This is a genomic window from Achromobacter sp. HNDS-1 (assembly GCF_040084795.1).
GTDB classification, from domain to species: Bacteria; Pseudomonadota; Gammaproteobacteria; order Burkholderiales; family Burkholderiaceae_B; genus Achromobacter; species Achromobacter ruhlandii.
In genome coordinates, this window is the sequence record NZ_CP157584.1 from 1,411,971 (window position 1) to 1,430,967 (window position 18,997).

General features: G+C 66.3%; 15 protein-coding genes. 14 read left to right on the plus strand and 1 reads right to left on the minus strand.

The window, feature by feature from the left end; translation table 11 throughout:
• The first annotated feature begins 46 nt into the window (after nt 1-46).
• The 4 genes from ABFG95_RS06330 (at nt 47) to ABFG95_RS06345 (ending at nt 5,302) form a co-directional block, all read left to right on the plus strand.
• Entirely contained in the window at nt 47-838 is a 792-nt protein-coding gene (locus ABFG95_RS06330; RefSeq protein ID WP_336724587.1) for a sulfite exporter TauE/SafE family protein, read from the plus strand.
• 462 nt (nt 839-1,300) lie between these two features.
• Nucleotides 1,301-1,858: a fimbrial protein gene (locus ABFG95_RS06335; RefSeq protein ID WP_175146102.1), complete on the plus strand. Its 558-nt coding sequence runs from the start codon at nt 1,301-1,303 to the stop codon at nt 1,856-1,858.
• A gap of 167 nt (nt 1,859-2,025) precedes the next feature.
• Nucleotides 2,026-4,515, plus strand: a complete 2,490-nt coding sequence (locus ABFG95_RS06340) for a fimbria/pilus outer membrane usher protein (RefSeq protein ID WP_348995606.1) — start codon at nt 2,026-2,028, stop codon at nt 4,513-4,515.
• Between the two features lie 58 nt (nt 4,516-4,573).
• Complete coding sequence (locus tag ABFG95_RS06345) at nt 4,574-5,302, plus strand: fimbria/pilus periplasmic chaperone (RefSeq protein ID WP_348995607.1); 729 nt, start codon at nt 4,574-4,576, stop codon at nt 5,300-5,302.
• A gap of 350 nt (nt 5,303-5,652) precedes the next feature.
• Here ABFG95_RS06345 and ABFG95_RS06350 read toward each other — a convergent pair whose 3' ends face one another.
• Nucleotides 5,653-6,096 (minus strand): hypothetical protein, encoded by a 444-nt coding sequence (locus ABFG95_RS06350; protein ID WP_156515875.1) that lies wholly within the window; start codon nt 6,094-6,096, stop codon nt 5,653-5,655.
• A gap of 215 nt (nt 6,097-6,311) precedes the next feature.
• Between ABFG95_RS06350 and ABFG95_RS06355 the strand changes: the two genes are divergently transcribed.
• The 10 genes from ABFG95_RS06355 (at nt 6,312) to ABFG95_RS06400 (ending at nt 18,991) form a co-directional block, all read left to right on the plus strand.
• Nucleotides 6,312-7,502, plus strand: coding sequence for an EAL domain-containing protein (locus ABFG95_RS06355; RefSeq protein ID WP_049072857.1), 1,191 nt, complete (start codon nt 6,312-6,314; stop codon nt 7,500-7,502).
• 8 nt (nt 7,503-7,510) lie between these two features.
• The gene (locus ABFG95_RS06360; RefSeq protein ID WP_348995608.1) at nt 7,511-10,807 is read left to right on the plus strand and encodes an ATP-binding protein; all 3,297 of its coding nucleotides are present in this window, start codon (nt 7,511-7,513) and stop codon (nt 10,805-10,807) included.
• A gap of 65 nt (nt 10,808-10,872) precedes the next feature.
• Nucleotides 10,873-11,520 carry a response regulator transcription factor gene (locus tag ABFG95_RS06365; protein WP_049072855.1) on the plus strand — a complete coding sequence of 216 codons (648 nt, stop codon included), beginning with the start codon at nt 10,873-10,875 and terminating at the stop codon, nt 11,518-11,520.
• A 75-nt stretch (nt 11,521-11,595) separates the two neighbouring features.
• Nucleotides 11,596-12,690 carry an extracellular solute-binding protein gene (locus tag ABFG95_RS06370; RefSeq protein ID WP_169536106.1) on the plus strand — a complete coding sequence of 365 codons (1,095 nt, stop codon included), beginning with the start codon at nt 11,596-11,598 and terminating at the stop codon, nt 12,688-12,690.
• Nucleotides 12,691-12,851: 161 nt separating this feature from the next.
• A complete protein-coding gene (locus ABFG95_RS06375; RefSeq protein ID WP_175146097.1) occupies nt 12,852-13,589 on the plus strand; it encodes a hypothetical protein in 738 nt (245 codons plus the stop codon).
• 46 nt (nt 13,590-13,635) lie between these two features.
• Nucleotides 13,636-14,388 (plus strand): hypothetical protein, encoded by a 753-nt coding sequence (locus tag ABFG95_RS06380; protein ID WP_175146096.1) that lies wholly within the window; start codon nt 13,636-13,638, stop codon nt 14,386-14,388.
• A gap of 54 nt (nt 14,389-14,442) precedes the next feature.
• Complete coding sequence (locus ABFG95_RS06385) at nt 14,443-15,114, plus strand: DUF1120 domain-containing protein (RefSeq protein ID WP_278992196.1); 672 nt, start codon at nt 14,443-14,445, stop codon at nt 15,112-15,114.
• Nucleotides 15,115-15,152: 38 nt separating this feature from the next.
• Nucleotides 15,153-15,788 carry a DUF1120 domain-containing protein gene (locus tag ABFG95_RS06390; RefSeq protein ID WP_175146094.1) on the plus strand — a complete coding sequence of 212 codons (636 nt, stop codon included), beginning with the start codon at nt 15,153-15,155 and terminating at the stop codon, nt 15,786-15,788.
• A 69-nt stretch (nt 15,789-15,857) separates the two neighbouring features.
• Nucleotides 15,858-16,571 carry a fimbria/pilus chaperone family protein gene (locus ABFG95_RS06395; protein ID WP_049072849.1) on the plus strand — a complete coding sequence of 238 codons (714 nt, stop codon included), beginning with the start codon at nt 15,858-15,860 and terminating at the stop codon, nt 16,569-16,571.
• Nucleotides 16,568-18,991 (plus strand): fimbria/pilus outer membrane usher protein, encoded by a 2,424-nt coding sequence (locus tag ABFG95_RS06400; RefSeq protein WP_336724564.1) that lies wholly within the window; start codon nt 16,568-16,570, stop codon nt 18,989-18,991. Before ABFG95_RS06395 ends, ABFG95_RS06400 begins: the two co-directional genes overlap by 4 nt.
• The last annotated feature ends 6 nt before the right edge of the window (nt 18,992-18,997 follow it).

The following is an 18,997-nucleotide window of genomic DNA, read 5'->3' on the forward strand; positions in this document are numbered from 1 at the left end:
TACTTATTCGAAGTAATAAGTTAATTTCTAAAAGTAATTAACAAAGATGACCGCAACCCTGCTCGGACTGTGCATTGGCGTCTCCTTGGGCCTGACAGGCGCGGGAGGCGGCATCCTGGCCGTGCCCGCGCTGATGTTCGGGCTGGGCCTGACGCTGCCCCAGGCGGCGCCGGTAGCGCTGATCGCCGTGGGTATCGCCTCGGCGGTCGGCGCTGTGCAGGGCTTGCTGCGCGGTCTGGTTCGCTACAAGGCCGCCATGCTGATGGCGGCGATGGGCGCACTGACCGCCCCTCTGGGATTGTCGCTGGCGCGCCACCTGCCGGCGCACAGGCTTAGTCTGATTTTTGCCGGCGTCATGCTGCTGGTGGCGGTACGCATGGCGCAGCAGTCGCGCCGCCGCGCGCCGATCGCTGGAGCGCCCGACGCCCCGCCAAAGGCCTGCCGCCTGTCGCCCGAGACCGGCCGCTTCGTCTGGACCCGCCTCACCGCCGCCACACTGGGCGGCATCGGCGCCGTCTCCGGCATCTGCACCGGCATGCTGGGCGTGGGCGGCGGCTTCATCATCGTGCCGGCGCTGACGCACTTCAGCGATGCACGCATGATCAGCATCGTCTCGACGTCGCTCATGGTCATCGCGCTGGTTTCCGCCGCCACGGTCGGTTCGGCGCTGCTGCATGGCCTGACGCTGACGGCGGCGCAATGGGTCTTCGTGGCCGCAGCGGTCGCCGGCATGGCGATCGGCCGCGCGCTGGCGCCGCGCCTGCCGCAGGCGGTGTTGCAACGGACGTTCGCGGCCGTGTGCGTGGCGGTGGCCGCCGTGCTTGCCTGGCGCGCGTGAACCGCCCCGGGTTCAGGGCGCCAGCCGTCGAGGCGGTGCGCGCCCTTCGCATCTGATTCGCGTTAACGAACAGATAATCGCCGTCATGCAGGATGCCTGGCATGACGAAAAACTCCCATATCTATCCGCATGCCCGGCGGGTTCTGATTGACCTGCCTCCGCCCGCGCCAGCGGGCGTGGTTGCATCGCCGGCGCAGATGCCGGCCTTTTCGCCAACATCCGGCTCCCTGGCTTTCGTTACGCCGCGCGCCCCTGTCAGGTTCGCGGGTCGCGCGGCGGCCACGCCCGTTTCCCATTGCTGACGCCCATGCCTCGCAGTGCCCCGCGACCGCCCTAGATCGCGCGATGGCTGCGTGCCCGCAGCGGCGACCGGCCCCGGATTTCTCCGCCCGGCTCCTTCGATTTCTTCAACCGCACGACCAGTGCAGACCATCCCCAACGGGTATCACATAAGGACGATCCATGTTTAAGAAGACACTCCTCGCCACCGCGACCAGCGCCGCCCTGCTCGGCCCGCTGGCGGCATTCGCCGCCGGTGACACGGGCCAAGGTTCCATCACCTTCACCGGTTCGGTTCTCGAAGCGCCTTGCTCCATCGCGGCCACCGACGCCAACATGGCCGTCGAGCTGGGGCAAGTCTCCAATAAGGTTCTGAGCGGCACGGGCAAGCACGGCACCTCGGTGCCGATCGAGATCCACTTGATCGGTTGCAACTTCGGCACGCCGACAGCGGGCGCGACCAATCCCGCCGGCTCGAAGATCGAAATCGTTTTCCCCGGGCAGACAGGGACCACCGGCATGATCCCCAATACCATGGGTAGCGCCCAGAACGTCGCCATCCAACTGTTGGCGGCCAACGGCACCTCGCCCGTCAACTTCGATGTGGCTGGCGCCGGCACGCAAATGTCCAAAGGCGACAATCTGCTGAGCTTCTTCGCCCGCATCGCCAACGACGGCGCCGCGCAAGCCGTGGCGGGCACGGTCAAGTCCAAGGTGACCTACATGCTGGACTACAAGTGAACGGTTGATCTCCACCGTTCCGCGCGCCCGCCCCCCGCCGCCGTCCTGGCGGCGGGAGGGGGGCGGGCGCGCGAGCAATACCCCACCGAGGCGGCCGCTCAGCGCCGCCGCATTGACGCCGAGGCAGTCCGGCACCCCTTCTGGCCGGCGACTCGGCAATAGATATCATGACCCTGGCCCGTTTGGCATCCCTCGTGGCGATCAGTACCTTTGCATGCGCGGCACAAGCGACGGAATTCAGCACCGGCTTTGTCAATACCAAAGACAAGAACAACATCGATCTTTCGATCTTCAGCCGCGATGGCTACATCGCGCCCGGCACCTACCTGCTCGACATCTACCAGGATCAGCGGCTGGTCCAGGGCCAGACCCTGGTCAGGTCGGTGCCCGTGATCGGCGATGGCACCGTCTTCTGTGTCACCCCCGAAATGGTCGACATGCTCAACCTGAAGGACGACATCCGCGCGCGCCTGGCCCATGTCGACGCGGCCGAGGGCGGCCCCTGCGTCGACCTGAACACCCCCGACAGCCGGGTCGTCTACAACGCCGAACGCCAGAGTCTGACCTTGACGGTGCCGCAGGCTTGGCTGCAATACCAGGACCCGGACTGGGTGCCGCCCGCGCGCTGGAGCAATGGCGTGAACGGCGTGATCCTGGACTACAACCTGCTGGCCAATCGCTACATGCCTCAGCAGGGTGCGCGCACGACGAGCTACACCCTGTATGGCACCGCTGGCCTGAATCTGGGCGCGTGGCGGCTGCGCAGCGACTACCAATACAACCGTTACGACGGCGCCGGCCAGTCGCAGGCGCGCTTCAGCCTGCCGCAAACCTACCTGTTTCGCGCCTTACCGCAGTGGCGTTCGAAACTGACGCTGGGCCAGACTTACCTGTCGTCCGCCATTTTCGACCCTTTCCGCTTCGCGGGCGTGACGCTGGCCAGCGATGAACGCATGCTGCCCCCATCGCTGCAGGGATACGCGCCGCAGATCGCCGGCATCGCCAACAGCAACGCCCAGGTGACGGTCAGCCAGAACGGCCGCCTGCTCTACCAGACCCGGGTGTCACCCGGCCCCTTCGTGCTGGAGGCGCTGAGCCAGAACATCAGCGGCAGCCTGGACGTGACAGTGCAGGAAAGCGACGGCAGCAAGCGTAGCTGGCAGGTCAACACCGCCAGCGTGCCGTTCATGACGCGCAAGGACAACCTGCGTTACCAACTGTCTTGGGGGCGCCCGCTGTTCGGCGGCGACAGCGGCAACCACCTGGCCAAGCCCCAATTCGTGATGGGCGAAGCCGCCTGGGGCGCGTTCAACAACACCTCGCTGTATGGCGGACTGATCATCACCAATGACAACTACCGGGCGCTGGCGCTGGGCGCCGGGCAGAACCTGGGCAGATGGGGCGCGCTGTCGGCCGACGTCACGCGCTCGGATGCGCGCCTGCCGTATTCCTCGGCGCCGCGGCGCACGGGCTACAGCTACAGGGTCAACTACGCCAAGAACTTCGACGAACTGGGCAGCACGCTGGCCTTCATGGGCTACCGCTTCTCGGGGCGGCACTTCCTGCCCATGCGCGAATTCATCGTTCGCTCGGCGTTGCACGGCGGCGATTTCCGCGATGAAAAGCAAAGCTATACGGTTTCCTACAGCCAGTACATCCAGCCGCTGCAGCTGAGCGTTTCCGTGTCGCTGAGCCGGCTCAATTACTGGAACGACACCAAGGCCAACAACCACTACATGCTGTCGTTCAACAAGAATGCGAGTTTCGGGCCGCTGCGCAACGTCGGCCTGTCGCTATCGCTGGCGCGCACCCAGAGCTTCTACGGCCCGGCCCAGAACCAGATCTTCGCCAGCCTCAGCATCCCGCTGGGCGACACGCGTCAACTGAGCTATGGCTACCAGAATAGCGGCGGTGGCAGCATGCAACAGAACGTCGGCTACACCGACTTCAGCACCCCAGGCACCACCTGGAACCTGAGCGCCAGCGACGACCACGGCAACGACACGCGCCGCCAGAGCATGAGCGGCAACATCCAGAGCCGCACGGCCTACGGCCGCGCCGCGGGCGATTTCACCTGGCAGCCGGGCCAGTACCGCAGCGTGGGCCTGAACTGGTACGGCTCGCTGACGTCGACCCCCGAGGGTGCGGCCTTCGGCCCCCCCGCGGCCGGCAACGAGCCGCGCATGATGATCGACACCGACGGCATCGCCGGCGTGCAGATCGAGAACGGCGATGCCATCACCAACCGCTTCGGCATCGCCGTCGTCAATGGTGTGTCGAGCTACCGGGAGAGCTATCTGGCGGTGGACGTCAACGCGCTGCCCGAGGGGGTCGACGTGGCCGACGCGATGATCAACCAGGTGCTGACCGAAGGCGCCATAGGCTACACCCGCGTCAGCGCCATTCATGGCGAGCAGATGCTGGGGCGCGTCGAGCTGCCCGGCGGCAGCCATCCGCCCCTGGGGGCGCTCGTGCTGTCCACCCGCACCGGCAAGACCGCCGGGATGGTGGCCGACGGCGGACTGGTGTACCTCAACGTGGCCCCCGACGACCGCCAGGCGCTGACCGTCACATGGGGCGGCACCACCGAATGCCACCTGACGCTGCCGACCGCGGCGGCGCTCGACCAGGGGCCGCAACCCCTGCCCTGCCAATGAGACGCCCCTCGGGGCGCCCGACTTTTTGAGAAGAGCACACGTGAAACGCAAACATCTTATGAGCCTGCTACTGGGCGCCGCCCTGGCCTGGGGGCCGAGCGCCCAGGCCGCCATCAACGTGGACCGTACCCGCATCATCATGGGTGGCAACCAGAAGTCGGTATCGGTCATCCTGAGCAACGAGAGCCATGACACGCCCTATCTGGCGCAGGCCTGGGTCGAGGACGCCGACGGCAACACGATCAGCGACCTGGTGGCGCTGCCGCCCTTGCAGCGCATCGACGGCGGCAAGAAGGCCCAGGTGCGCATCGCGCGCGCCAACGACGGCCTGGCCGCGAGTCTGCCGCAAGACCGCGAGACCCTGTTCTATTTCAACGTGCGCGAGATTCCGCCGGAGCCGCCCAAGACCGACGCCAACATCCTGCAGCTGACCATGCAAAGCCGGCTGAAGCTCTTCCTGCGCCCGGCCAAGCTGGTCGAGCGGGGCGAGGCGGAGCCGGAAAAGAGCCTGCAGATACAAGCCGGCGGCCAGCAGCTGACACTGAAGAATCCCTCCCCCTACTACACCACGGTGATCTGGATAGGCCAGGACCGCAAGCAGCCCCTGCCCGGCTTTGGAACGCCCATCATGCTAGCGCCATTCGCCGAGCAGACGCTGAAGTTGCAACTGCCCGCGGACGCCAGCCAGATGATGCTGGGCAATGTGGATGACTATGGCGGCCTGCGCATGAGCCGATATCGCTGCGCGGCGGGCAAATGCGTGTTCGAGGAGCGGGTGAATGAATAAGCCATGCGGCGGACCCGCGCCACCGTTATCGCCGGTTCGCGCGAAAGCGGACCATCAAAAACCTTCCGAAGCAGGATTTCGCCATGGAATCGGGCAAAGCATGCGCGCCGTCCCCCCCTGAGACAAGGCTTCCCTTTTGTTCACGGCTCCTCGCCTTTTTACAGAGGCCAGCTTTCCACCCACGTACGGGAACAAGAGCCGGCCGCCGTCATGGCGGCCAGCAGCGCGAGGAAAACATCGCGCCAGTGGCGACGCGCTCGGGATGACAGGTGGGCCAGGCCAGGACCTAATCGACGCATGGATTTCCTCGCGCGAGCCACGGTATGCGCGTCAGGCCAACCCGCCCCCCATCATCCGTCCGCCCTGTTGGCCGCGATGGCCAAGCGTTGCTCCATCCTTGCCAGCGCCGACAGCGCCGCCACGATTTCGCGGGGCAGCGCCGAACCGGGCAGGCACATGTCGGCGTCCGCCAACAACAATTTGCTGCGCTCGGCCGAACCGGGCCGGTCGGTCACGATGGCAATGACGCCCGACAATTGCGGACAATGCGGTACCGCGAAAAACCGCTGCAGCCACAACGAACGCCCCTCCACCAGCAAATAGTGCCGGCCCGGCGCGCCGCTGCGCGCATACAGGCTGGCCTGGGTATCGGCATACAGGCTGAGGGAGGCGATCGACTCGCGCAGGTTGTCCGCGAGCCGCGCCGCGCGATCGATGTATTGCGCATGTATGTGCAGATGATGCAGAAAGGCGAAATGGGGCACGGCACGGAATGGATGAACAGGGCGTTGCATTCTAGAAAGCGCCGGCAGGCCAATGAATCAGACAGTTCCTAAAAACGGGCAAGCACCCGAACGCCGCACGTGCCGATCGAGATTCGGAAACGTCTGATACCCAACCCACGGCTGGACTTCTCTAATGGCGGATTGCCTGCCGCCGACGCCGGCCGCCCCGGCGCCGCGCCCGGCCGCGCGCGTGGCGGAAAACCGCGAGCCTTGGAGAATCAACCATGCTGTCCTATCGCGTCTTGATCGTCGATGACCAGCTATTGCAGCGCGAGTACCTGAGAAGCCTGTTTCTCCAGGCCGGCGTCGCGCACGTCGAAACCGCCGAGAACGGCTGTCATGCCCTGCGCCTGCTGGAACAGCAGCGCTACGATCTGGTGCTGAGCGATCTGCTCATGCCCGAGCTGGATGGCGTGCAACTGATCCAGCGCCTGTCCGCCTACGAGGCGCCCCCCCTGCTGGCGGTGATCAGTTCGTCCCCCAAGCGCCTGATCGCGGGCGCCAGCCTGGTGGCCAAGACGCTGGGCATGCGCGTTATCGACCAACTGTCCAAGCCGGCGCAGCCGCAGGCCATCATCGCGCTGGTCGCCAAACTGAAGGCCGCGTCGCGCCTGAAGGCCGAATCGTTGGTATCGGGGCAATCGTTCGACCGTGCCGCGCTGCAACATGCGTTGCGCTCCGGCGAGGTCCGGGCCTGGTTCCAGCCCAAGATGCGCATCGCCGACGGTTCGGTCACCGCCGCCGAGGCGCTGGTGCGATGGGTCCGGCCCGATGGCAGTGTGTTGCTGCCAGGCCAATTCCTGCCCGCGCTGATACTGGACGAGCTGGAAGACGACCTGCTATTGTCGATGCTCGCGCAGACTATCGCGGCGCAGCACGCCTGGCAGCAGCACGACTTCCGGGTGGAGGTGTCCGTGAACCTGCCTACGCACCTGCTGCAGGACGCGGCCCTGCCGGATCGCCTCTACGACCACGTCATGCGCCTGGGCGGCAACCCGCAGGACATCTGCTTTGAACTGACCGAGGGTACGACCACGGATGCGATAAGCGATTATTATGCCGGCGCGTGCCGCCTGCGCATGAAGGGGTTCGGCCTGGCCCAGGACGATTCGGGCCAGGGCTACAGCTCGGTGTTCAACCTGGTGTCCACCCCCTTCACCGAACTAAAGATCGACCGCTCGTTGATCAGCCGCTGCGTGGCCGACGATGGCGCGCAGGCCGCGGTCGAGAGCATCGTGTCGCTGGGGCGGCGGCTCTCGCTCAATGTGGTGGCCGAAGGCGTCGAGACCTGGGAACAACTCGCGCTGCTCAAGAAAATGCAATGCGATACCGCGCAGGGATTCCTGATCTCGCGCGCTTTGACGCCGGAATTGCTGCTGGCGTTCCTGAAGCGGAATCCGGCGCTTGCGCCGTGACACGCAAGATGCCCCGACACAGCCGCATTGCCTCCATCGGCGACCTGGCCCGCGTATCGCTGCGAGTGCAGGCGCTGTTCATCGTGACGCTGAGCCTGGCCATCGTCATGGTGATTCTGTGCTACTGGGTAGTAACCAGCCTGGTCAGCCTGGCCAGCAATGACGCTCGAGCCCATTTCCGCCAGTTGGCGCTGAACCTGCATGGCCAGGAATCGTTCCTGGCGCGCGCCACGCACAACGAGGCCACGCGGCTCGGCCTGGCGGTGCCCTCCGGCAGCCCGGCTTCGTTCGAACTGATCGACAGCGACGACATCACCAATACCTACGAAGGCCAGCGCGAGAGCCTGGCGATGCCGTACATCATCAAGGTCGGCCGCGCCCAGACGCCGGCGGGCGGCGACCACAGTCGCCGACTGCAGACCGCCGCCGCCGCGCTCTCGTCGCTGTTCGGCACCTATCGCAACGCCTGGCAGCAGCCTGGCATGCAAGCGTTCCTGCTGGACCTGAACAGCGTGACCAGCATTTCAGTGCCCTGCTCCGAAGATTCCATGACCGACGACGTGCACCGCTGGTGGCGCTGTCCGCTGTCGGCGAACCGCATCCGTGAACTGCTCTACACGCAGACGCCGCGCCCCAGCCCGGACGGCGCGCAATGGCTGGAGGTGAATCTGCCGGGCGCCGGCGAGGGCCGTATCGGCTATGTCGTCTATGCGCCGATCGAACTGCCGGACGCTCTGTGGATACCGGAAACGCCAAAGCGCCAACTGGTGCTCGCGACATTCACCGAAATGCGCGATGTGCTGGCCCAGGACTCCGACTACGGCCGGGTCTACTTTCAGCATCTCGCCATCGCGCCGGGCTTGACTCCCCCGCACGCGCCGTCCCAGGAGCATGGCGCCCTGGAGACCGTCCAGAGCGACGTGCGTTTCGCCCTGGATGGCGTCTACATCCAGACCTGGTGCGAGGACGGCTGGCACGGCACCTACCTGGTGCCCTACCAGCAGTTTTTCCAGGCAGCCGGATGGCAATTGACCTCTTTCGGCCTGTTGATCCTGCTGTGCGTGGGCGGCAGCCCGGCGCTGTACCGGCGCCATCGCAACCTGATCGTGCGGCCGGCCCAGGCCAGCCACCAGCGGGTCGTGGAAAGCGAATCCTTCAACCGCGCGGTGATCGACGCCGCGCGCGTGGCGGTGTGCGCCCTGCGCTTGTCCGATCACCAGATCGTCGCCAAGAATCAGCTGGCCGACGCCTGGCTGGGCGACGCCGACACCATCCGGCGGCTGACGCTGGCCGCCCACGACGCGGCCGGCGCGGGCAACGCCGAGGACGTCCAGATCAATGGCCGCCATCTCAGCGTCAGCGCGTCGCGGGTGACGTATCAGGGCGACGAGGTGATCCTGGCCACCTTCAGCGACATCAGCGACCACAAGCGGGTTCAGGAAGCGCTGGCACAGGCCAAGCGCGCCGCCGATGACGCCAACGCCGGCAAGACCGTATTCCTGGCCACCATGAGTCATGAGATCCGCACGCCGCTGTATGGCACGCTGGGCACGGTCGAGCTGCTGGGCCTGACACAGCTGACCAATCTGCAGCGCGCCTACCTGCGCACCATCCAGAGTTCATCGGCCGGCCTGCTCAATGTGATCAACGACATTCTGGACGTGTCCAAGATCGAGTCGCGCCAGATGACGCTCAAAGACAATCGGCTGGATCCGGCGGCGCTGACCGAAGAGACCCTGCAGGCCTACGCCGCCACCGCGGATGCCAAGGGCCTGCAGTTCTTCGCGACCATCGCCACCAACGTGCCGGTATCGGCCCATGGCGATGCCCTGCGCATCCGCCAGGTGCTGAACAATCTCATCAGCAACGCCATCAAGTTCACCGAAGCCGGCTGGGTCCGCGTCGACCTGACGGTGGCGGACCAGGGCGAAGGCCAGGCCATGATGGAATGGCGCATCGCCGATACGGGGCTGGGCATTGCGGCGGACCAGCAGCCCATGCTGTTCCAACCCTTCTACCAGGCCTACGGCACGGGGCACGCCGCGCCCGGCACCGGATTGGGGCTGTATATCTGCCACAGCCTGTGCGAACTGATGCAAGGCAGCATCACACTGGACAGCAGCCCGGGGCGCGGCAGCACCTTCATCTTCCGCCTGCCCTTGCGCATCGACGCTGATGCGACGCGCCTGGCCGGCGTCGAGATAGCCCCCGCCCCGCCCGTGTGGGTGCGCGCGCCAATGGCCGACCTGGCGCAGGACACCTGCGCCTGGCTGGCCCTGGCCGGCGCCAGCGCCCGGGCCATCCAGGGCGGCGCCCTGCCCGCCAAGCGCGATGGCATCCTGGTGGAACTGCTGCCGGAGCGGCTGCCGCCGATCGAATGGAATGGCGCGCGCGTGTCCTGCATCCCGGACGGTCCGGACAAGCCGCAATGGAGTCTGTCGGAAATCCACGTAACCAGCCATATGCGCCACAGCATCGTCGAAGCGGTCGCCATGGCGCAACACGGCCGGTCGCTTGCTTCCGACGACGCCGATGCCGATGCCGACGACGCCGACGGCACTGACACCCGGGCCGCGGCGGAATACCGGCCTGACGCCGGCCTGCGCCGCCTTGGCCTGCGGGTGCTGGTGGCCGAGGACAACCCCGTCAACCGTACCCTGCTGGTGCGGCAGCTGGAGGAATTGGGCTGCGAAGTCACGCTGTGCGTTGACGGCGTCGAAACCCTGGCGCGCTGGAACGCCGACGAATTCGATGTGCTGATCACGGACATGAACATGCCGCTGATGAACGGTTACGAGCTGGTGCGCGCCCTGCGCGCGCGCAGCACCAATGCGCCGATCATCGGCCTGACCGCCAATGCGCTGCAGGCGCAGCGGGAGGCGGGCCTGGCGGCCGGCCTGAATGCCTGGATCGTCAAGCCGGTGGACCTGCGCACATTGCACGATGCGCTCAGCACCGCCTGCGCGCGCATCATCAGCGCCAAGTTCACCGTGCCCCCCCAGGCCAGCCTGGAACGCGAAAAGTCCAAGGAGTTCTACGAAACGCAGTTGCGGGCGGCCTTCAATACCACCATGCGCGAGGACATGGCGTCGATGCGGGAGGCGCTGGCCGCCCGCGACCCGGCCGCCGCCGTATCCACGCTGCACCGCATGCGCGGCTCGCTGGTGGTGGTCAATGCGGACGAGACGGCGCGCTTCTGTGGCGTGCTGGAACAGAAGATCGCCGCGGAAGGCCTGACGCCAGTACTGGAAAACGCCGTCCGGAGCACACTGGCGCAGCTGACCGAAAAGTTCAAGGAGCTATGATCCTCCCGAGCCGGACCAGACCGGCGGCCAGATGGCCGCGCGCCTCACACAAGGAGCGATAAACAATGACACGAATCCTGCTGGCCGATGATCACCAGGTGGTGATCCTGGGCGTGCGCAATGTCCTGGAACGCGCGCCCCATTATCAGATCGTGGGCGAAGCGACCAACGCCGCCGAGCTGATCCGCAAGACCCGCGAGCTTGCGCCGGACGTCATCGTGACGGACTACAACATGCCTTCCGACGACGGCTATGGCGACGGCCTGGCGTTGGTGCAGTACCTGCGCCGCAACTTTCCGGCGGTGCGCATCCTGATTCATACGATGATCACCTCGCCAGTGATCGTCGCCAGCCTGTACGAAGAAGGCGTCAGCGGCGTGGTGTTCAAAAGCCGGGACCTGACGGAGATTCTTACCGCGCTGGGCGCGCTGGAGCGCCACCAGGTGTACCGCAGCGGGCCGCAACCCGTGTCCGGCAATGGGCTGCGCGGCGAGGCCCAGGACGCGGCGGCGCGCATTGCGCGCCTGTCGCCCAAGGAGCTGGAGGTGCTGCGGCATTTCCTGGCAGGCACATCGGTGGGCGAGATCGCGCGCATCATGAATCGCAGCGTCAAGACGACCAGCACGCACAAGATCGCGGCCATGCGCAAACTTGAAGTGGAGACCGACCACGAACTGGTCATGTTCGGCGTCAATCACGACCTCTTCAAATGACGCGGTGGTGCTGTCGTCGGGCGCTGACGGTCATTCGCACCGGATGCGCCCGCATCATCACGATGGAGCTTTAGTATGTCTTGTGATTTGCCCCGCCGCGCGTTCCTCGGCCTTGCCCTGGCGGCAACGGCCGCCTCCCTGCCGCTGGCCACGGCCCGCGCCAGCACGCCAGTCCGGCTGACCGTCATGGCCTACGGCGTGGACGCGTTCGACGATAAGTACCAGCGGACCGTCATTCGCCCGTTCCAAGCGCAATATCCCAACATCCAGGTGAGCTACTACGCGGTGCGCGATTCGCGCAACGCCCTGTCGGTTCTGCGGTCGCAGCGCCTTTCGCCGCAGATCGACGTGGTGATCCTGGACCCGCCGAACGCGCGCCTGGCGCAGCGCGAGAAGTTGATCGAACCGATGGATCCAAAGCTGGTGCCCAATGCCGCCGACCTCGGCGCGTTGGGCCGGGAGCTGGGCTTCTGGGCGCTGCCTGCCATGTACGACTCGATGACGCTGGTGTATGCCAAGTCGGCCTTTACCCAACCGCCCAAGAGCTGGCGGGAACTGTGGGATCCGAAGTATGCCGGCAAGGTCGCCATCGCCACCAGCCCGGCCGTCAACGGCAGCATGATCGCCATGACGATGCTGGCCAACCGCCTGGCTGGCGCGCCAGATGGCGGCGGCAACTTCGATGCCGGCTTCGCCTATCTCGAAAAACTCCGCCCCAACGTGGGGACGTGGAACCCCCGGCCCAACCAGTACTGGCTGGTGGGGCAGAACCAGATGCTGCTGGCCGTTGGGTGGAACTCGCGCAGCCAGAGCCAGCTGGATTCACAGCCGGGCTATGCATCCACCGTGCCCGCGGAAGGCACGATCGCGGTGCCGATCCTGATCGCGCGTGTCGCCGACCGCCCCAATGCCCAGGCCGCCCAGGCCTTCATCAATTATTCGCTGGGGCCACAGGCGCAACAGGCTTTCTCGGAAGCGATGTATTACGCGCCGTCTAACCGCAAGGCCAGGATCGGCGAGGCGGCCCGCGCGCGCATTCCTCTGTTGTCCACGGGCACGGCGGCCAAGCTGATTCCGGTGGACTGGGCCGGATTCACGCCGCAGCATTTTGCCGCGATGCGCGAGGCGTGGCTGACGCGCATCATGCAGGCGCCGCGCCCGGGAAATTAGCCCCTCGCGACGCGGTTTCAAGGGATTACCAGAACTGTCTGATAGTGCACTGCGGTATCGGGTTGCTACCTTAGATTCCGTGACGAACGCGCCTGGATATCACGGCCAGCGCAGGCGGACACGACCTTCGACCCGTACCCCATTTTGGCTTTCAGACAGATATGAAACACCACACCAGCAAGCTTTTCGCCGCCCTCGTGGCCTGCGCCGCCAGCACCGGCGCCCTGGCCCAGACCGCGCCCGCCGCCGCGCCCAGCTTCAAGATCAGCGTCACCGGCACGATTGCCCCGGGCAGTTGCACGCCGAGTTCCGGCGACCTGACCTTCGACATGAAAAGCATCAACCCGAAGTCGTTGAACAACGACAAGGTCTCGATGCTCAGCGGCATCACCAACAAGGTCAAGATCACCTGCACCGCCGACACCGCGATCGCGCTGAACGTGACCGGCTACACCAAGGCCTCCAAGGCATACGGCGCCAACATGGAGAACCACCCGGCCGGCACGTCGACCTACGAAGACTCGCTGTATGACCTGGTCAACCCGGCCGACGGCAACAGCCGCGTCGGTGTCTACGCCATGCAGTTCCGCAACTTCGTGTACACCGGCGGCGGCACCGGCGCCGTCGCCAGCAAGGCCGAAATCATCAAGAGCGACGACAAGAACTCGTGGAGCAACAACACTTCCAATCTGAACGGCTGGAACACGGCGCAGCTCAAGAAAGACGGCAGCAATTACGTGTCCTTCGCCGACCCCAAGGCCAATACCACGCCGGTGCTGGCCAGCACCTTCGAAGGCGAGCTGATGCTGGCCCCGCTCATCCTGGCCAAGAAGGACCTGAAGCTGACCGGCGACCTCAAGTTCGAAGGCGGCGCGACCATCACGCTGAACTACCTCTGATCCACGCGTCAGGCGTGACGCACGCTTCGATATACCGAGAGCCACAATGAAACACTCCCACACCCGCAAGATCCTGTTCGCGGTGCTGGCTTGCGCCGGCGGCGCGGCGGCATCGGCGCAGAACGCCCCGACCGCGGCCTCCGCGCCGTCGACACTGAACGTCGCCGTCGGCGGCGTCATCTCTCCGGGAAGCTGCACCCCGACGTCCGGCGCGATCGCCTTCGATATGAAGAAGATCAATCCGGCTTCGCTGAAGGACAAGGCGGAGACGCCGTTGGCGCCTATCGTCCAACCGTTGTCGATCAAGTGCGATGGCGGCGACGCCGCGGTCGCCTTGTCCGTCGCCGGCACGGTCAAAGCGCCCACGCCGTCCGACGCCGCCCTCGAGCACAAGGCCACCGGCATCCAGGCGGAAGCCAAGAAGGGCTACATCTATGACCTGGTCGATGCGGCCACCTCGACCACCCGCATCGGCCGTTACGTGTTCCAGTTCCGCAACTTCCAATACACCACCGCGGCGGCTAATGGGAAGCAAGCCAAGGCGCTGGTGGTGACCAGCAGCGACCGGGCCGCATGGGCCAATGCCGCGGACACCGCCGCCAACGCCGCGCAACTGAAGTCGGATGGCACGACGTACGTGACATTCGCGGACCCCGCCACGCCCACCGTTCCGGTTTCGGCTTCGCTGTTCAACGGCGACATCGTGATCGGCGCCGTCATCCAGCCGAAGTCCGAACTGACGATCAACACCGATCTGACGTTCCGCGGCGAGACCACCATCACGCTCAGCTACCTGTGATCCACGCGCCTGCCGGTACGCTCGCCGCCCCGGCAGGCTGATGGCCAAAACACGATGAAACTCCGATATCTCCTGGCCTGCGCCGCCGCGGCCACGCCCCTGGTCGCCCTGGCGCAGAGCACTGCGCTGAACGTTGCCGTGCAGGGTTCGATCAAGCCCAGCGCGTGTACCTTCCAGATTGCCGAGCAAGGCACCTTCAACTATGGCAAGGTGAAGCTCAAGGACCTGAACAAGGACACCTACACGCAATTGCCGATCATCGACCGGGAGCTGCGCATCTCGTGCGAATCGCAGACCAAGGTCGCGCTGACCATCAGCGACAGCAATCCCGGCCTGGTGGCGTTCAAGGAGGACATGGTGTTCTTCGGCGGGCGGGGCAAGAGCTGGTCGCCCAGCCGCCAGTACGGGCTGCGCAATGACTCGGGGCGCAGCATCGGCTCCTGGGCGCTGCAACTGGTGCCCGGCTTCAAGGTGGACCAGCAGGACACGCAGTCGATCTACAGCGGCGACGGCGGCAAGTCCTGGGACCCCTCCGTCGGCAATTTCTTCCACGACGACGGCAGCCTTGAAACCTGGAGCATGCCCGGTCCGCGCGAGCCGGCCTTCGGCCGCGAATTCGTGGGCACCGTGCGCATCCAGGTGGCCCTGGATCGTAGCGCCCAGCTGGGCGCGGCGACCGAGGTGCCCTTCACTGGCGGCGCGGTCATAACGCTCGTCTATCTCTAGCGGCCGCGGCCGCCTCGCGCCGGGAGTTCCGGCTGATCATGAAGCCTTACCTGCATTCCCTTAGCGCCCTGCTGGGCGCCCTGCTCAGCGCGGCGAGCCTTGCCGCGCCACCCGCGCCGCAGGCCAATAGCTGCCGCATCCAATTGGGCGGCGGGGCAACGGTGGACTATGGCAAGATCAAGCGCAGCCTGTTGCGCGCCGCCGAAGCCGCGCCATTGCCCGCGCAGCAACGTAGCGTCACGGTGAGCTGCGAGCAGCCGGCGGCACTCGCGCTGCGTCAATCCGCTGTCGACGGCTCGGTCAGCAGCGCGGCGGGCGGCAGGCTCGGCCTGGCGGGCGAGACCGGCCACGGCATCGGCCTGGCATCCGGCAAGCCCCTGGGCGCGTTCGCGCTGCGCTGGCGGCGCGACGCCGCCACCATCGACGGCGCGCCGGCGCGCCTGATCGTCTCGTCCGATGGCGGCGCGACGTGGCGCGAGCTGGAGTCCGACACGGTCATCAGCGCCGCCGACCTGATCGCCTGGGCGAGCGGCGCGCAACGCCGCCCGGCCAGCGGCCGCACCCTGACGGCAGGCGTGCGGATCGAAACGGCCATCGCGCCGACATCCACGTTGTACCTGGGCCGCGAGGTCCAGCTCGACGGCTCGATAAGCCTGTCGGCCGTTTTCCCGTAGGCCCTCTTCCGATGGCCCTTTCCCGCAGGCCGCGACCGGCCGGCGTCAACACGTCTTTTGATTGCTGATATGAAATCCTTCCTGACTTGCGTTCCCCTGGCCTGCGCCCTGCTGGCCAGCCCCGCCGGCGCCGCCGGCGTCGTGCCGGAAAGCTCGGTGCTCATCGTCGATGAAGCCACCGGCGAGGGCACCATGACCGTGCAGAACACCGACGCCGCGCCGGTATTGCTTTACACCACCATCGAGAATACCGCCGAGGATACCGAGGAATTGGTGGTGGCCACCCCGCCCATGGCGCGACTGGAAGCGGGCCAATCGCAACTGGTGCGCTTCATGCTGACCAAGAAGGGCCCGCTGGCCACGCAACGCCTCAAGCGCGTGGCGTTCGAAGGCATCCCGTTCGCGCGGGGCGCCGACAACCAGGTGCAGACCACCTTTCGCCAGAATATCCCGATGATCATCCAGCCGCGCGCGCTGGAAAAACTGAAGGACCCGTGGACGCGCCTGACCAGCAGCGTGGATGGCGACAAGTTGCGCCTGTGCAATGACAGCGGCTATGTGGTACGGCTGGCGCAGCAGGCGCGGCTGGAAAGCGCCAACGTCAACCTGCCTCTGCCCAAGACCTACCTGCTGCCTGGAGAGCGCTTCGAGCTGCCGCTGGCCGGCAAGCACGCGGCCGCCAGCGGCACCGTGACGATCTGGCCCGCCACGGTCTACGGCTATGCCGCGGGCAGCTATGGCATCCCGTTGTCGAACGCCTGCAAATCGACACCTTCAAGATGAATCGGCTCAAGAACGCGGCGGCGGGCCTGGCCGCCTGTATCTGCATGGCGCTCCCGGCCGCCGCGTTCGCGCAGCAATTCGATCCCCAGACCCTGCAACGCTTGGGCATTTCCCCCGAAGCGGCCGCCTACTTCAGCAAAACGGCGCGTTTCCTGCCTGGCACCAGCCGCGTGCGCCTGAGAGTCAACGGCATCGATCAGGGCACGATGGACGTGCGCTTCAATGAAGAAGGCACACTGTGCTTCACGCCCGAGCTGCTGCGACGCGTCGGCCTGAAGGTGCCGGACGGCACGTCCGAGGAAAGCTGCCAGGATTATCGCAAGGCCTATCCCGAAACCGACATCACCCAGTTGCCGAACCAGTCGCAGGTCGACATCGTCACGCCGCTGTCGGCCCGCGCCCCCGCCGAAGAGGCAGTCCAGGGCCAGTATGTCTCAGGCGGCACCGCCGCGTTGATCAATTACAACCTGAGCGGCTCGCGCAGCGGCGGCGGCGATTCCGGTTACCAGTACCTGCGCGCCTATAGCGAAACGGGCCTGAACGTCGCCGACTGGATCCTGCGCAGCCGACAGGACTATTACTCGCAGGGCGGCCGCGCCACGTTCACCCAGGGCGACACGTATGCGCAGCACGCCGTGCCGAGCCTGCGCGCCACCTTCCAGGCTGGCCAGATCTCGCCCGCCGGCTCGCTGTTCGCGGTCGGCACGCTGCGCGGCGCGCAGCTGTTTCCCGAATATGCGTTGCGACAGACGCAGGCGTCGGGCGTCGGCTTCAACGGCATCGCCAGCGGCCCGAGCCGGATCGAAGTGCGGCAGATGGGCACACTGATCCTGATGACGCAGGTGCCGGCCGGCGCCTACACCATCAGCGACGTGCCCATCATCAGTGGCAATTCCGATCTGGACGTGCAGGTGATTTCCACCAGCGGCGAGCGACAGCAATTCATCGTGCCGGCGGCATCGTTCGGCGCGGTGCGCAACGCCACGGCACAGGGGCTTTCGGTCGCCATTGGCCGCTACCAGGCCTACCGCAACAGCGATAGCGAAACGCCCCTGGTCGCCACCGCCAGCAACGGCTGGACGCTCGGGCGCCGCGCCAGCCTGAATGCCGGCGCATTGGTGTCCCCCTCCTACCGCGCCCTGGCCGCCACCCTCACCGCTTCGCCCAGTGAAGCCATCAATGGCTCGATCGGCATCCGCGCCTCCAGCGCGACGGCGACCGGACAAAAGCTCCAGGGCCAGCAGATCACATCGACCCTGTCGGTGTCCCCCCTGGATAGACTGTCCACCAATTTCTCGGCGACCTGGCAGACCGAGGGGTACCGAGACCTGGCGCAAGTGCTGCAACGCGTGGAGGACCCGCGCGCCGGGGCCCGCGCGAGCCAGACCTACACCGCTGGCGTCTCCTGGTTCCAGCCCACGCTGGGCGCGCTGTCCGCCACCTATGCCGCGAGCCGGCTGAGCGGGCTGGATGCCACCCGCCAACGCGCCACGTTGTCATGGAACCGCAGCTTCGGGCGCACATCGGTGACGCTGTCGGCGGCGAAGGACCTCAGCGCCGACACCCGGGCGCGCTCGGACAACCAGTACTTTCTGACGCTCAGTTTTCCGCTGGGCAGCGCCAGCGCCGGCGTCTATGTCAGCAAGGCGGGCGATAGCAGCGCGGTCGGCGCCAGCTATTCGGAAACCGTCAATCCGCAGCTCAGCTACAACCTGAGTTCGAGCATGGCCAATCCGGGCCGCGCCGTGAACTCGTCCATCGCCATCGACGCGCTGCCGCGCTATGCCCGCGTCAACCTGTCGGCCAACCGGGATGCACAGGGCAGTCTGTCGACGAACTGGGGCGTCCAGGGGTCAGTGGTGGCGGGCGGCGGCGCGGTCGCGTTCTCGCCATACGAAGTCGGCGACACGTTCGGCATCGCCAAGGTCGGCGATCTGGCTGGGGTGCAGATCCAGACCCCAGCGGGTCCGGCGTGGACCGATGCATGGGGCCACGCCGTGATCCCGGGGCTGCCGGCCTATAGCGAAAGTTCGGTCGAGATCAACACCGCCAGCCTCCCGCGCAACGCCAACCTGCCCAACGGCGTCCAGTCGGTGAAGCCGGCGCGCGGCGCGGTTCAGGTGGTGGACTTCAACCTGCGGCAGGTGCAGCGTTATCTGTTGTCGGCGGTATCGGAGGCCGACCGGCAGCCTCTGGCCGAACGCCTGGCGGTGATGGACGGTCGCGGCAACCTGGTCACGCTGGTCGGCCGGCACGGCCAGATCTTCCTGGACGACGCCTATGCGGCGCCGCTGCAGGTTGCGTTGAAGGACGGCGGCAAGTGTTTCCTGGATTTCCAGCCTAGCGACAAGCCGGATCCGGATCGGCCTTATGAGGATGCGCAGGCAGTGTGCCGCGCGGCGCCGCCTGCGGCATCATAGGCGAGC

Coding starts and splice junctions, on each gene's coding strand:
- ABFG95_RS06330 (WP_336724587.1), top strand. CDS start 47: ATGACCGCAACCCTGCTCGGACTGTGCATTGGCGTCTCCTTGGGCCTG.
- ABFG95_RS06335 (WP_175146102.1), top strand. CDS start 1,301: ATGTTTAAGAAGACACTCCTCGCCACCGCGACCAGCGCCGCCCTGCTC.
- ABFG95_RS06340 (WP_348995606.1), top strand. CDS start 2,026: ATGACCCTGGCCCGTTTGGCATCCCTCGTGGCGATCAGTACCTTTGCA.
- ABFG95_RS06345 (WP_348995607.1), top strand. CDS start 4,574: ATGAGCCTGCTACTGGGCGCCGCCCTGGCCTGGGGGCCGAGCGCCCAG.
- ABFG95_RS06350 (WP_156515875.1), bottom strand. CDS start 6,096: ATGCAACGCCCTGTTCATCCATTCCGTGCCGTGCCCCATTTCGCCTTT.
- ABFG95_RS06355 (WP_049072857.1), top strand. CDS start 6,312: ATGCTGTCCTATCGCGTCTTGATCGTCGATGACCAGCTATTGCAGCGC.
- ABFG95_RS06360 (WP_348995608.1), top strand. CDS start 7,511: ATGCCCCGACACAGCCGCATTGCCTCCATCGGCGACCTGGCCCGCGTA.
- ABFG95_RS06365 (WP_049072855.1), top strand. CDS start 10,873: ATGACACGAATCCTGCTGGCCGATGATCACCAGGTGGTGATCCTGGGC.
- ABFG95_RS06370 (WP_169536106.1), top strand. CDS start 11,596: ATGTCTTGTGATTTGCCCCGCCGCGCGTTCCTCGGCCTTGCCCTGGCG.
- ABFG95_RS06375 (WP_175146097.1), top strand. CDS start 12,852: ATGAAACACCACACCAGCAAGCTTTTCGCCGCCCTCGTGGCCTGCGCC.
- ABFG95_RS06380 (WP_175146096.1), top strand. CDS start 13,636: ATGAAACACTCCCACACCCGCAAGATCCTGTTCGCGGTGCTGGCTTGC.
- ABFG95_RS06385 (WP_278992196.1), top strand. CDS start 14,443: ATGAAACTCCGATATCTCCTGGCCTGCGCCGCCGCGGCCACGCCCCTG.
- ABFG95_RS06390 (WP_175146094.1), top strand. CDS start 15,153: ATGAAGCCTTACCTGCATTCCCTTAGCGCCCTGCTGGGCGCCCTGCTC.
- ABFG95_RS06395 (WP_049072849.1), top strand. CDS start 15,858: ATGAAATCCTTCCTGACTTGCGTTCCCCTGGCCTGCGCCCTGCTGGCC.
- ABFG95_RS06400 (WP_336724564.1), top strand. CDS start 16,568: ATGAATCGGCTCAAGAACGCGGCGGCGGGCCTGGCCGCCTGTATCTGC.